The organism is Streptomyces sp. NPDC104371, from assembly GCF_055583785.1.
On the sequence record NZ_JBVJNF010000010.1, the window covers coordinates 196751 to 209903 of the forward strand.

The following is a 13153-nucleotide window of genomic DNA, read 5'->3' on the forward strand; positions in this document are numbered from 1 at the left end:
CATGATCACTACCGTTCTGGTGGCCAACCGCGGCGAGATCGCCTGCCGTGTCGTCCGCACCTGCCGTGAGCTGGGCATCCGTACCGTCGCCGTGCACTCCGACGCCGACGCGGGCGCGCTGCACGTGCGCGAGGCCGACGCGTCGGTACGACTGCCGGGGTCGGCCCCCGTCGCCACGTATCTGTGCGGCGACCTGATCCTGAAGGCGGCCCTCGCGGCGGGCGCCGAGGCCGTGCACCCCGGGTACGGCTTCCTGTCCGAGAACGCGGGCTTCGCGCGAGCGGTGGAGGAGGCGGGCCTGACCTGGATCGGGCCGCCGCCGGAGGCGATCGAGGCGATGGCCTCCAAGACCCGCGCGAAGAAGCTGATGGGTCTGGAGCCGCTGACCGCCGTCACGGCCGACGACCTGCCCGTGCTGGTCAAGGCGGCGGCGGGCGGCGGCGGACGCGGGATGCGGATCGTCCGCGAACTGACCGACCTGGACGCCGCGTTGACGGCCGCGCGCGCCGAGGCACGGAGCGCCTTCGGCGACGACGAGGTCTTCGTCGAGCCGTATCTGGAGGGCGGGCGCCATGTCGAGGTGCAGATCCTCGCCGACACCCACGGCACGGTGTGGGCGCTGGGCACCCGCGACTGCTCCCTCCAGCGCCGCCACCAGAAGGTGATCGAGGAGGCCCCGGCCCCGGACCTGACGCCCGAACTCGCCGACTCCCTCGCCGAGATGGCCGTACGGGCCGCCCGCGCCGTCGACTACGTGGGCGCGGGCACGGTGGAGTTCCTGGTCGCGGACGGCCGCGCGCACTTCCTGGAGATGAACACCCGGCTCCAGGTCGAACACCCGGTCACCGAGGCGGTGTTCGGGATCGATCTGGTGGCGCTCCAGCTCCGGGTGGCGGAGGGCGCGGCCCTGGACGCCGAGCCTCCTCGCGCGCGGGGCCACGCGATCGAGGCCCGCCTGTACGCCGAGGACCCGGCGCGCGACTGGGCCCCGCAGACCGGCACCCTGCACCGCCTGGCCGTACCGGACGTCCGGCTGGACACCGGGTACGCGGACGGCGACACGATCGGCGTCGACTACGACCCCCTGCTCGCCAAGGCCGTCGCCCACGCCCCCACCCGCGCCGAGGCGATCCGCAGGCTGGCCGCCGCGCTGGAGCGGGCCGAGATCCACGGTCCGGTGACCAACCGGGAGCTGCTCGTACGGTCCCTGCGCCACGAGGAGTTCGCGGCGGCCCGGCTGGACACGGGCTTCTACGACCGCCATCTGCCCGCGCTGACCGAGCCCGCCCCCGTCCCGTACGCACCGCTGGCCGCCGCTCTCGCGGACGCCTGCGGCCGGTCGCGGTTCGGCGGCTGGCGCAACCTGCCGTCCCAGCCGCAGATCAAGCGGTACCGCATGGCGGGCGAGGAGCACGAGGTCCGCTACCGGTACACCCGTGGGGGCCTCACCGCGGACGGGGTGCGTGTCGTGCGTGCCGACGCCCGTCTCGTCGTCCTCGAAGTGGACGGTGTGCAACGGAAGTTCGCGGTGGCGCGGTACGGCGACCAGGTCCATGTCGGACCGACCGCGCTCACCGCCCTGCCCCGCTTCCCCGAACCCGCCGCCGACCACGCGCCGGGTTCCTTGCTCGCGCCGATGCCGGGAACGGTCGTCCGCGTGGCCGAGGGGCTGGCCGTCGGAGCCGCCGTCGAGGCCGGACAGCCGCTGCTGTGGCTGGAGGCGATGAAGATGGAGCACACGATCACGGCGCCCGCCGCCGGGACCCTCACGGCCCTGCACGCCGCCCCCGGCCGCCAGGTCGAGGTCGGGGCGCTGCTGGCCGTGGTGCGCGGCCCCGAGTAGCGCCAGCACCCGAGTAGAGCAGCGCACGTACCCCTGTCGTCGAGCGAACGCGAGCAGACCGGTCCACGCGAACTTGGGAGACGTCATGAGCCCCGTCATCGAGACCGACGAACACCAGGCCCTCCGCTCGGCCGTGGCCGCCCTCGGCGCGCACTACGGCCGCGACTACCTCGCCAAGGTCGTCGCCGAGCAGCGCCACCCCACCGAACTCTGGTACGAGGCGGCCAAGTTGGGCTATCTCGGGGTCAACCTCCCCGAGGAGTACGGCGGTGGCGGCGGAGGTATCGCCGAACTGGCCATCGTCCTTGAGGAGTTGGGGGCGGCGGGCTGCCCCTTGCTGATGCTCGTCGTGTCACCGGCGATCTGCGGCACGGTCATCGCCCGGTTCGGCACCCCCGCGCAGAAGCGGAGCTGGCTGCCGGGCCTCGCGGACGGCACCCGCACCATGGCGTTCGGCATCACGGAACCCGACGCCGGGTCCAACTCCCACCGCATCACCACCACCGCCCGCCGCGACGGCGAGGAGTGGGTCCTCAGCGGCCGCAAGGTGTTCGTCTCCGGTGTCGACATCGCCGACGCGACCCTGATCGTCGGCCGCACCGAGGACGCGCGCACCGGCAAGCTCAAGCCCTGCCTGTTCATCGTCCCCCGCGACACCCCCGGCTTCGGGCGGCGCCCCATCGACATGGAACTGTCCGCCGCCGAGAAGCAGTTCGAGCTGACCCTGGACGAAGTACGGCTGCCCGCCGACGCGTTGGTGGGCGATGAGGACGCCGGGCTGCTCCAACTGTTCGCGGGCCTCAACCCCGAGCGCGTGATGACCGCCGCCTTCTCGATCGGCATGGGCCGCTTCGCGCTGTCCCGGGCCGTCGCGTACGCCCGCGACCGTACCGTCTTCAAGCAGCCCATCGGCGCCCACCAGGCGATCGCGCACCCGCTCGCCCAGGCCCATATCGACCTAGAACTGGCCCGCTTGATGACGCAGAAGGCCGCCTTCCTGTACGACTCCGGGGACGACGTCGCCGCCGGAGAGGCCGCCAACATGGCCAAGTACGCCGCCGCGGAGGCCTGTGTGAAGGCCGTGGACCAGGCCGTGCACACCCTCGGCGGCAACGGCCTCACCCAGGAGTTCGGGCTCGCCTCCCTCGTCACGGCCTCGCGCGTGGCCCGTATCGCCCCGGTGAGCCGGGAGATGATCCTCAACTACGTCTCCCACCAGACCCTGGGCCTGCCGAAGTCCTACTAGCCCCGGCCCGTCCGGAGTCTTCCGGCGCCGTACACCCTCGTACGAGGAGGAACCGTGTTCCGCAGCCAGTACGCAGACGTCCCGGCCCTCGAACTCCCCATCCACGAGGCGGTCCTGGGCCGGGCCGCCGAGTACGGTGAACTGCCCGCCCTGGTCGACGGCGTGGACGGCACCACCCTCACCTACGCCCAGCTCGACCGGTTCCACCGGCGCTGGGCCGCCGGGTTCGCCGAGGCGGGGGTGCGCAAGGGCGACGTACTCGCCCTGCACAGCCCCAACACGATCACGTTCCCGATCGCCTTCTACGGGGCCGTGCGCGCGGGCGCGACGGTCACGACCGTGCACCCGCTCGCCACGGTGGAGGAGTTCGCGCGGCAACTGCGCGACGCCGACGCCCGCTGGATCGTCACCCTGTCCTCGCTGCTGGAGACGGCGCGCGCGGCGGCCGAACGCGCGGGCGGCATACGGGAGATCATCGTGTGCGACAGCGCGCCCGGCCACCGCTCCCAGATCGACATGCTGTCCACGACCGCGCCCGAACCGGAGGTCGCCATCGACCCCGTGCGGGACATCGCCGTCCTGCCGTACTCGTCCGGGACCACGGGCACCCCCAAGGGCGTGATGCTCACCCACCGCTCGATCGCCACCAACCTCGCCCAGCTCGAACCCCTGGTCCCGGCCAACCCCGGTGACCGGCTCCTCGCCGTCCTGCCGTTCTTCCACATCTACGGCCTGACCACCCTGATGAACGGACCGCTCAGGAAGGGCGCCACGGTGGTCGTGCTGCCGCGCTTCGACCTGGAGACGTTCCTCGCGGCCATCGAGAAGCACCGCATCACCAGGCTGTACGTCGCCCCGCCGATCGTGCTCGCGCTCGCCAAGCACCCCGTCGTCGACGGCTACGACCTCTCGTCCCTGGAGTACATCCTCTGCGCCGCCGCGCCCCTGGACGCCGATCTCGCGGACGCCTGCTCACGGCGGCTCGGGCTGCCGCCGATCGGCCAGGGCTACGGCATGACCGAACTGTCGCCCGCCTCGCACGCCGTGCCCCTGGGCGCCCTGAACCCGCCGCCCGGGACGGTCGGCAAGCTCGCCGCGGGCACCGAGATGCGCATCCTCTCCCTGGACGACCCCGGCAAGGACCTGGGCGTCGGCGAGGTCGGCGAGATCGCCGTCCGCGGCCCCCAGGTGATGAAGGGCTACCTGGGACGGCCCGAGGCGACCGACGCGCTGATCGACCCGGAGGGCTGGCTGCGCACCGGGGACGTCGGCCATGTCGACGCCGACGGCTGGCTGTTCGTCGTGGACCGCGTCAAGGAACTCATCAAGTACAAGGGCTACCAGGTGGCCCCCGCCGAACTGGAAGCCCTCCTGCTGACCCACCCGCGGATCGCGGACGCCGCCGTCATCGGCGTGCTCGACGACGACCACAACGAGATCCCGCACGCCTTCGTGGTCCGGGGACCGCACGCGGACGACCTCTCGGCGGAAGAGGTCATGAGCCACGTCGCCGAACGCGTCGCCCCCTACAAGCGCGTGCGCGGCGTCACGTTCATCGACGCCGTGCCACGGGCCGCCTCCGGGAAGATCCTCCGCCGCGAACTGCGGGCACGGGCATGACCGGCCTCGTCCCCGCCGCGCACGACCGGGGCATCACCACCCTCACCCTCGACTCGCCCGGCAACCGCAACGCCCTGTCCGCCGCGCTCGTCGGCGACCTCACCGCCGCGCTGACCCGCTGCGGCACGGACCCCGGCACCCGCGCCGTCGTCCTCACCCACACCGGGACGACCTTCTGCGCGGGCGCCGACCTGCGCGACCCTCCGCCGCCGGAGGCGCTGGTCGGGCTGTTGCGGCAGATCGTCGCGCTGCCCCGGCCCGTCGTGGCCCGGGTGACGGGGCATGTACGGGCGGGCGGCCTGGGCCTGCTCGGCGCCTGCGACATCGCCGCCGCGAGCACCGCGGCCACCTTCGCGTTCACGGAAGTACGCATCGGTGTCGCCCCCGCCGTCATCTCCCTGCCCCTGCTGCCGCGCACCGACCCGCGCGCCCTCGCCCGCTACTGCCTCACCGGCGAACGCCTCGACGCCGCCGAGGCCGTACGCGCCGGGCTGCTCACGGCCGCGGGCGAGGACGTGGACACGGTGCTCGCGCCCGTCCTCGACGGGCTGCGCCGGGCCGCACCGCAGGCGCTGGCCGAGACCAAACGCCTGCTCACCGCGCCCGTGCTGGAGGCCTTCGACCGGGACGCGGCCGGGCTGACCGCGCTCTCGGCCAGGCTGTTCGCCTCACCGCAGGCCCGCGAGGGGATGACCGCCTTCCTCGAACGGCGCGACCCCGCCTGGGTGGTGGGGTGACCACGGCCGACCGGATGCCCAAGCAGGACCGCGGCCGGGCCACCCGGCAACGGCTCCTGGAGGCGGCCGTGGCCTGCCTCGCCGCGCACGGCTGGGCGGGCTCCACGGTCACGGTCGTCGCCGAGCACGCCGGGGTCTCCCGAGGCGCCGCCCAGCACCACTTCCCCACCCGCGAGGACCTGTTCACCGCCGCCGTCGAGTACGTCGCCGAGGAGCGCTCCACGGCCCTGCGGGCGCTGTTCCCGCAGGGCGCCGCCGACCGGCGGGCGGTGGTCGCGGCCCTCGTCGACCTGTACACCGGGCCGCTGTTCCGCGCGGCCCTGCACCTGTGGGTCGCCGCCTGCGACGAGGAGCAACTGCGCCCGCGCGTGACGGAGTTGGAGGCCCGCGTCGGCCGCGAGACCCATCGCATCGCCGTCGACCTCCTCGGCGCCGACGAGTCCCGGCCGGGCGTACGCGAGACGGTCCAGGGCCTGCTGGACATGGCCCGCGGCCTGGGCCTGGCCACCCTCCTCACCGACGACGCGGCCCGCCGTCGGCACGTGGTGGCGCAGTGGGCCGGGCTGCTGGACCAGGCCCTGGACCGGGGACTTCGCTAGCGGTGCGCGAGATCCGCGTAGCCCTCGATCACCTGCGGGCTGCGCGGGCCGGGGCCCACGTACCGCGCGGACGGGCGCACCAGCCGGCCCGTGCGCTTCTGCTCCAGGATGTGCGCGGACCAGCCGGCCGTACGGGCGCAGGTGAACATCGACGTGAACATGTGCGCCGGGACCTCGGCGAAGTCGAGCATGATCGCCGCCCAGAACTCCACGTTCGTGGCGAGGACCCGGTCCGGGCGGCGGTTGTGCAGTTCCTCCAGGGCCGCCTTCTCCAGCGCCTCGGCGACCTCGAAGCGGGGCGCGCCCAACTCGCGGGCGGTGCGGCGCAGCACGCGCGCCCGCGGGTCCTCCGCCCGGTACACCCGGTGGCCGAAGCCCATCAGCCGCTCGCCCTGGTCCAGGGCCCGCTTCACATAGCCCTCGGCGTCCCCGGTGCGCTCGATCTCCTCGATCATGCCGAGGACGCGCGAGGGCGCGCCGCCGTGCAGCGGCCCGGACATCGCGCCGACGGCACCGGACAGCGCGGCGGCCACGTCGGCGCCCGTGGACGCGATGACCCGGGCCGTGAACGTGGAGGCGTTCATGCCGTGTTCGGCGGCCGAGGTCCAGTAGGCGTCCACCGCCGCGACATGCCGGGGGTCCGGCTCGCCGCGCCAGCGGATCATGAACCGCTCCACGATGGAGTGCGCCTTGTCGATCTCGCGCTGCGGCACCATCGGCCGCCCCTGGCCGCGCGCCGACTGGGCGACGTACGACAGCGCCATCACAGCGGCGCGGGCCAGGTCGTCGCGGGCCTGCTCGGTGTCGATGTCGAGGAGGGGCTTCAGCCCCCACACCGGGGCGAGCATGGCGAGCGCCGACTGCACGTCCACACGGATGTCACCGGAGTGCACCGGGATCGGGAAGGGTTCGGCGGGCGGCAGCCCGGGGTTGAAGGAGCCGTCGACCAGCAGCCCCCAGACGTTGCCGAACGAGACCTGGCCGACCAGTTCCTCGATGTCGACGCCCCGATAGCGCAGGGCGCCGCCTTCCTTGTCCGGTTCGGCGATCTCCGTCTCGAATGCGACGACTCCCTCGAGCCCGGGTACGAAGTCGGACATCAGGCGGCTCCTCGTGACGGCGGCGGAGTACTGCGGAGGCGGAGTACTGCGGGAGTTGCCCCGCTCGGTGGCCGGTCATCGCGCCCGCCGACCTGACCCGAACGGCATGAGCACGATATCCCTGAGTGCCACCTTTGGGGAGGGTCTGCGGCACTCAGTGCCGCGCAGTGATGAACCACACCCACCGAGTGGTCCCGCGCATACGGCAAGATGACGGTGTGACCGACCGCTTCCCGGACAAGCCACTGGAACCCATCGTCGAGCGCGCGGCCGAGGGACCCATCGAGGACCCGGTCTCCGATCCCGCCGAGATGCGGTTGCACTACCGCACCGAGGGGCTCGACGCGTCCTCGCTCGCCGCCCACCCCATGGACCAGTTCGCCCGCTGGTTCCACCAGGCCGCCCAGGCCGCCGTGCAGGGGATGATCTACGAGCCGAACGCGATGATCGTCTCCACGGTGGACACGGCGGGCCGCCCCAGCTCGCGCACGGTGCTGATGAAGCAGTACGACACCCAGGGCTTCGTCTTCTACACCAACTACGAGTCCCGCAAGGCGCGCGAGCTGGCGGCCAACCCCCAGGTCGCGCTGCTCTTCCCCTGGCATCCGATCGCCCGCCAGGTGCTCGTCACCGGCACGGCCCGCCGCACCGGCCGCGACGAGACGGCCGCCTACTTCCGCACGCGTCCGCACGGCTCCCAGTTGGGCGCCTGGGCCAGCGCCCAGTCCTCGGTCATCGACTCCCGTATCGAACTCGACACCGCCTACGAGGAGTTGAGCACCCGCTATCCCGAGGGCGGCGGCCAGGTCCCGGTCCCGCCGCACTGGGGCGGGTTCCGTATCGCCCCGAGGACGGTCGAGTTCTGGCAGGGCCGCGAGAACCGCCTCCACGACCGCCTGCGCTATGTCGCGGCGGCGGACGGGGCGTGGCGGGTGGAGCGACTCAGCCCCTGAAGTGCCGGGGACGCGAACGACCCGCGAGCTCGGGTCCTCCGCCTGACGGGGGAGAAGCCGGCCGGACGTGCCGGCGAGCTCGCGGGTCGGGTGACTGCGTGGAATTGGCCGGCTGCGCGTGTGCTCACGCGCGGGTCCGGCGCCGAAACCGAGTACGACGACGGGCCGTCAGCCCGCAGTCACCTCAGCCGTCCGGTTGTCATACATTCGCCGAACCACCTCCTTTCGCTGTGCTCCACACCCTAGGAACCTCTCGGCGGTCGCTCAACCGGATTTCCGAGAGCACGACCACGACACATCTTTCGCGAAGCGGATGTGTGCTGCGTCACGTTCGAGTTGAATGAGGGCCGGTGAGCGCACGCGCCGTACGCGCGGACGCGGCAGGCTGCATGGGGGTTCGGGTGAATGCTTCCCGGCGTAGCGGGACCACGGACGAGCGGGGGCCGGGCGAGCCCGCGAGGGGCGGTCCGGATCTACTGGCCACGCTTCTCGACGGGATGGACGCGGCGCTGTGCGCCTTCGACGCCGACGGCGTGGTGACCCACTGGAACCGGGAGGCCGAGCGGATCCTCGGCTGGACGGCCACCGAGGCCGTGGGACGGCGCGGGCTGGCCGGATGGGCCGTGCGCACCGCCGACGCCGCCGAGGTCGAGGCGCGGCTGATGTCCGTGATGGCGGCCACCGGGCGCCAGGTGCACGAGTCCGCGCTGCTCACCAAGGACGGCGGGCGGGTGCTCGTACGCATCCAGTCGGCGGCCGTGCGGGACGCCGCGGGGCGGCCCGCCGGGGTCTACTGCGCCTTCAGCGAGGTCCACACACAGATCGACCTGGAGCGGTCCATCGCGCTGAGCGAGGCCCTGTTCGACAACGCGAGCTGGGGCGTGGTGCTCGTGGACGCCGATCTGCGCCCCGCCCTCGTCAACGTCCACGCGGCCCGCGCGCTCGGCACCGGGCGTACGGCCGTGCTCGGACGGCCCCTCGGGGAGCTGCTCTCCCAGGGCGTCGAGGAGCTGGAGAGCGCGCTGACCCATGTGCTCGCCGAGGGCGCCCCGCCCGCCCCCGCCGACGTATGGGTCAGCGTGCGCGGCACGGAGGGGGACCAGCGGCGGTGCTGGCACAGCGGCTTCCTGCGGCTGGCCTCACCGCTCGCGGAGGAACCGGCGCCGCTCGGCGTGGGGTGGCTGTTCCAGGACGTCACCGAGGCCAGGCGGCAGGAGCGGGAGGCGGCGCTGCTGCGCTTCCGCTCCCAGCAGTCGCACCGCGCGGCGCGGGCCGCCGCCGAGTGCGAGGACCCGCGCGAGGCGGCCACCGTCCATCTCGACTTCGCGCTCGCCGGGTTCGCCGATCACGCGCTGATCGACCGGACGGTGGGCGGTGCGGCGGCGGACGGACCAGGGCCGGTGCGCCTGGTCCGGACGGCGGAGACCCCGGCGGGCGGGCCGGGGCCGAGCGTGCTCACCGGCAAGGCGGGACTGCCCGTGCCGTACGGCGCCGGGCATCCGGCCGTGCAGTGCGTGGAGCGCGCGGCCTCCGTCCGGGCCGCGGCGGGCGCCCTCGACCTCGAGCGGGCCCGCGCGTGGGCGTCGGCCCGGCAGTGGCCCGCGGACGCGGTGCACGCGCTGTGTGCGGTACTGCGCAGCCGCGGCCGGACGCTCGGCGTCGTGACGTTCCTGCGCGGCGCCGGACGCGGCGGCTTCGAACGGGCCGACGCGGTCTACGCGGAGGACGTGGCGGTACGGATCGCCGCCGCGCTGGACCTGGCCGAGCGGTGGGAGGAGACGGGGGCGTAGGCAGCCCCCGTACGCGGGCTACACGCGCCGGTAGAAGATCCGGTCGCCGTACTCCCGCATGATCCGGTCGTTCCACTCCAGGCCGCCGTCGACGTTCCCGGACCGCAGCAGCGGCGGGTCGATGCCGCGCTCGGCGAGGGTGCCCGCGGCCGTGGCCATGACCGCCTGGAGCAGGGCCGTGGTGACGACGGTGGAGGCGGGGGCGAAGGGGGCGGGGACGCTGTCGAGACCGAGTTCCGCGTCGCCCACCGCGATCTTCGAGTCGAGGACGAGGTCGCAGTGGTCCTTGAGATACGTGCCGGAGGCGTGCCGCGAGGTCGTCTCCGAGGCGTAGGCCACCGAGGTCACCCCGATGACCCTGACGCCGCGCGCGCGTGCGGTCATCGCCATCTCCACGGGGAGCGCGTTGCGGCCGGACAGGGAGATGATCACGAGGAGGTCGCCCGAGCGCAGCGGGCTGGTGTCGAGGACCGCGCCCGCCAGGCCCTCGACCCGCTCCAGCGCCGAGCCCAGGGTCGCCGGTACGACGTCGACGCCGACGGCGCCGGGCACCGCGAGCAGGTTCATCAGGGCGAGGCCGCCCGCGCGGTAGACGAGGTCCTGCGCGGCCAGCGACGAGTGCCCGGCACCGAACGCGAACAACCGGCCACCGGCGGCGACGGTGTCCGCGACCAGGGCACCGGCCGCCGCGATCGACTTCGCCTCCTCGTCGCGGACGCGGGCCAGCAGCCCGATCGCCGCGTCGAAGAACCTCCCGGCCAGCTCGCTCGCGTCCGTCGGCTCCTCGCGCATCGGCGACTCCCCCTCGAAGTCTCGGTCCTACCGGCGCCGTGGGCGGCCCGGGTCGCGGATCACGGTGCGGTCTGGACCAGTGCGCTGTCAATACCGCCGCAGGGCCCGTGCGATACGGCCGCTGGGCCCGTGCGATACCGCCGCGGGTCTCGTGCGATGCCCCCGCCGCTCCCGCGCGGGCGCCGCGGGGGAACCCTTGTCCGCACCGCCCGACTCCGTTGCTCACGCCCCGGTTGTCAGTCCCATGCGTCAGAATTGGGGCAGGGCCAGCGCACGCGCCGGTGAGCCGTCGAGCCTCCGGCCATCTCATCGAGGGGCACGTATGTCCGGACTGATCGACACCACGGAGATGTATCTCCGCACCATCCTCGAACTCGAGGAGGAAGGCGTGGTCCCCATGCGCGCCCGGATCGCCGAGCGGCTCGACCAGAGCGGCCCGACGGTCAGCCAGACCGTGGCGCGGATGGAACGCGACGGCCTGGTCTCGGTCGCCGCCGACCGCCATCTGGAGCTGACGGACGAGGGCCGCCGCCTCGCCACGCGCGTGATGCGCAAGCACCGCCTGGCCGAGTGCCTGCTGGTCGATGTGATCGGCCTGGAGTGGGAGCAGGTGCACGCCGAGGCGTGCCGCTGGGAGCATGTGATGAGCGAGGCCGTCGAGCGCCGCGTCCTGGAGCTGCTGCGCCACCCCACGGAGTCGCCGTACGGCAACCCGATCCCGGGCCTGGAGGAGCTGGGCGAGCGGGACGACGCGGCCCCGTTCCTGGGCGAGGGCATGGTCTCGCTGGCGGAGCTGGACCCGGGCGCGGACGGCAAGACGGTCGTCGTACGGCGCATCGGCGAGCCCATCCAGACGGACGCGCAGCTCATGCACATGCTGCGCCGGGCGGGCGTGCAGCCCGGCTCGGTGGTCAGCGTGACGCAGGGCGCGGGCGGCGTTCTGGTGGGCAGCGGCGGCGAGGCGGCCGAGCTGGAGGCGGACATCGCCTCCCATGTCTTCGTGGCCAAGCGCTGAGCGTCCGCGCGGCCGGGCGCTGAGCGATCACCCCGAGGTCCCGCACCTGCGACGTCCTCAACGCCCATGGTTTCAGGGCGAGTTGTGATGATTCCGCGATCTTACCGCAATCAAGATTCAGCCGGTCCGACCGCAGCGGACGGGCCGGTCCCGTGCGAGGCTGGTGCGCGAGGCATATGACCGGAGGGCTCTTGGCCGGACGGTGACCGTGACGTCATCTGGCCGGGAAGGGGGCGGGCGGATGGAGCTGCCGCCGATACGCGGAGGGCCCCGGCGCCCTGGGGCGCCGGGGCCTGTCCTCCCCTGTGCTGACCCGGAGCCCCGAGCTCCCAGGGTCATCCCCCTCGGACCGGATTTCCCCGAGCGGTCCGCCTCCCGCTGAAGATCTCCCCACGGGGGCGGCGGTCAATCCTCGGGAAAGGTCACTCGAAGGTGGGGTGTTACCGCCGGAAGCGGTGATTTCGAAAGACCTTTCGATAACGTGACGTAGTAACGCAGAACGCGCGGAACACGCAGAAGTACAGAAGCGCAGAAGTACAGAGCGAGTGCAGAAGTACTGAGCGGAGCCAGGGGGGTTCCAGGACGATGGTGCGGCGCATCGACGTGACGGGAGCGGGAGGCGTCCGCCTCGCCGCGTGGGAGTTCGCCGATCCCCCCAAGGCGGGGGAGGACGACCGCGCGCCGGGGGTGCTGTTACTGCACGGGCTGATGGGCCGTGCCTCGCACTGGGCGTCCACCGCCCGCTGGCTCTCCGGGCGCCACCGCGCGGTCGCGCTCGACCTGCGTGGCCACGGCCAGAGCGACAAGCCGCCCCTCGGCCGCTACACCCGCGAGGCCTACACCGACGACGTCGCGGCGGCCCTCGACCAGCTCGGCCTCGCCCCGGCCGTCCTCATCGGCCATGCCATGGGCGCCCTGACCGCCTGGCAGCTCGCCGCCCAGCGCCCCGATCTGGTGCGCGGCCTGATCATCTGCGACATGCGGGCCTCCGCGCTCGGCGCCGCCTCGCAGCGCGAGTGGGAGAACTGGTTCACCACCTGGCCGCTCCCCTTCGCCACGCTCGCCGACGTACGCAAGTGGTTCGGCGAGGACGACCCCTGGGTGGAGCGCCCGAACCCGGCCCGCGGCGCGTTCTACGCCGAGGTGATGGCCGAGTCCGCGGACGGCTGGCGGCCGGTCTTCGAACCGGAGCAGATGCTGCGCTCCCGTGAGACCTGGGTGTACGACGCGCACTGGGAGGAGCTGGCGCAGGTGCGGTGCCCGGCCCTCGTCCTGCGTGGTCTGGACGGCCAGCTCGGCCGGGCGGAGGCGCAGGAGATGGTGCGCGTCCTGCCGCACGGCCGGTACGCGGAGGTGGCCGACGCCGGCCACCTCGTCCACTACGACCAGCCGGAGGCCTGGCGCGCGGCGATCGAGCCGTTCCTGGACTCGCTGCTCACACCCTGACCCCGGCCACAG

The 13153-nt window shown here is 73.3% G+C and carries 11 protein-coding genes; 9 read left to right on the forward strand and 2 right to left on the reverse strand.

Annotation, left to right across the window (positions count from 1 at the left end):
• Position 1: 1 nt before the first annotated feature.
• The 5 genes from ACZ60T_RS27540 (at position 2) to ACZ60T_RS27560 (ending at position 6045) form a co-directional block, all read left to right on the forward strand.
• Entirely contained in the window at positions 2-1843 is a 1842-nt protein-coding gene (locus ACZ60T_RS27540) for an acetyl/propionyl/methylcrotonyl-CoA carboxylase subunit alpha (RefSeq protein ID WP_469668291.1), read from the forward strand.
• Between the two features lie 85 nt (positions 1844-1928).
• Positions 1929-3089 carry an acyl-CoA dehydrogenase family protein gene (locus tag ACZ60T_RS27545; RefSeq protein WP_469668292.1) on the forward strand — a complete coding sequence of 387 codons (1161 nt, stop codon included), beginning with the start codon at positions 1929-1931 and terminating at the stop codon, positions 3087-3089.
• 54 nt (positions 3090-3143) lie between these two features.
• On the forward strand, positions 3144-4709 hold the full coding sequence (locus ACZ60T_RS27550; protein WP_365624571.1) for a 4-coumarate--CoA ligase family protein: 1566 nt from the start codon (positions 3144-3146) through the stop codon (positions 4707-4709).
• Positions 4706-5446 carry an enoyl-CoA hydratase family protein gene (locus ACZ60T_RS27555; RefSeq protein ID WP_469668293.1) on the forward strand — a complete coding sequence of 247 codons (741 nt, stop codon included), beginning with the start codon at positions 4706-4708 and terminating at the stop codon, positions 5444-5446. Before ACZ60T_RS27550 ends, ACZ60T_RS27555 begins: the two co-directional genes overlap by 4 nt.
• Positions 5447-5460: 14 nt before the next feature.
• Positions 5461-6045, forward strand: coding sequence for a TetR/AcrR family transcriptional regulator (locus ACZ60T_RS27560; RefSeq protein ID WP_469668359.1), 585 nt, complete (start codon positions 5461-5463; stop codon positions 6043-6045).
• Here the strand turns inward: ACZ60T_RS27560 and ACZ60T_RS27565 are convergent.
• Positions 6042-7145, reverse strand: a complete 1104-nt coding sequence (locus tag ACZ60T_RS27565; protein WP_365624565.1) for a citrate synthase 2 — start codon at positions 7143-7145, stop codon at positions 6042-6044. The genes ACZ60T_RS27560 and ACZ60T_RS27565 overlap by 4 nt on opposite strands.
• 311 nt (positions 7146-7456) lie before the next feature.
• Here ACZ60T_RS27565 and pdxH point away from each other — a divergent pair, with 311 nt between their 5' ends.
• Both pdxH and ACZ60T_RS27575 read left to right on the forward strand, forming a co-directional pair.
• Positions 7457-8098 (forward strand): pyridoxamine 5'-phosphate oxidase, encoded by a 642-nt coding sequence (gene pdxH, locus ACZ60T_RS27570; RefSeq protein WP_365625147.1) that lies wholly within the window; start codon positions 7457-7459, stop codon positions 8096-8098.
• Between the two features lie 401 nt (positions 8099-8499).
• The gene (locus tag ACZ60T_RS27575) at positions 8500-9888 is read left to right on the forward strand and encodes a PAS domain-containing protein (protein ID WP_469668360.1); all 1389 of its coding nucleotides are present in this window, start codon (positions 8500-8502) and stop codon (positions 9886-9888) included.
• Between the two features lie 18 nt (positions 9889-9906).
• On the opposite strand, the gene ACZ60T_RS27580 is transcribed toward ACZ60T_RS27575, so the two are convergent.
• Positions 9907-10680: an SIS domain-containing protein gene (locus ACZ60T_RS27580; RefSeq protein WP_469668295.1), complete on the reverse strand. Its 774-nt coding sequence runs from the start codon at positions 10678-10680 to the stop codon at positions 9907-9909.
• 322 nt (positions 10681-11002) lie between these two features.
• Here ACZ60T_RS27580 and ACZ60T_RS27585 point away from each other — a divergent pair, with 322 nt between their 5' ends.
• The gene (locus ACZ60T_RS27585) at positions 11003-11695 is read left to right on the forward strand and encodes a metal-dependent transcriptional regulator (protein WP_365624559.1); all 693 of its coding nucleotides are present in this window, start codon (positions 11003-11005) and stop codon (positions 11693-11695) included.
• Between the two features lie 585 nt (positions 11696-12280).
• Positions 12281-13141 carry an alpha/beta fold hydrolase gene (locus tag ACZ60T_RS27590; protein WP_469668297.1) on the forward strand — a complete coding sequence of 287 codons (861 nt, stop codon included), beginning with the start codon at positions 12281-12283 and terminating at the stop codon, positions 13139-13141.
• The last annotated feature ends 12 nt before the right edge of the window (positions 13142-13153 follow it).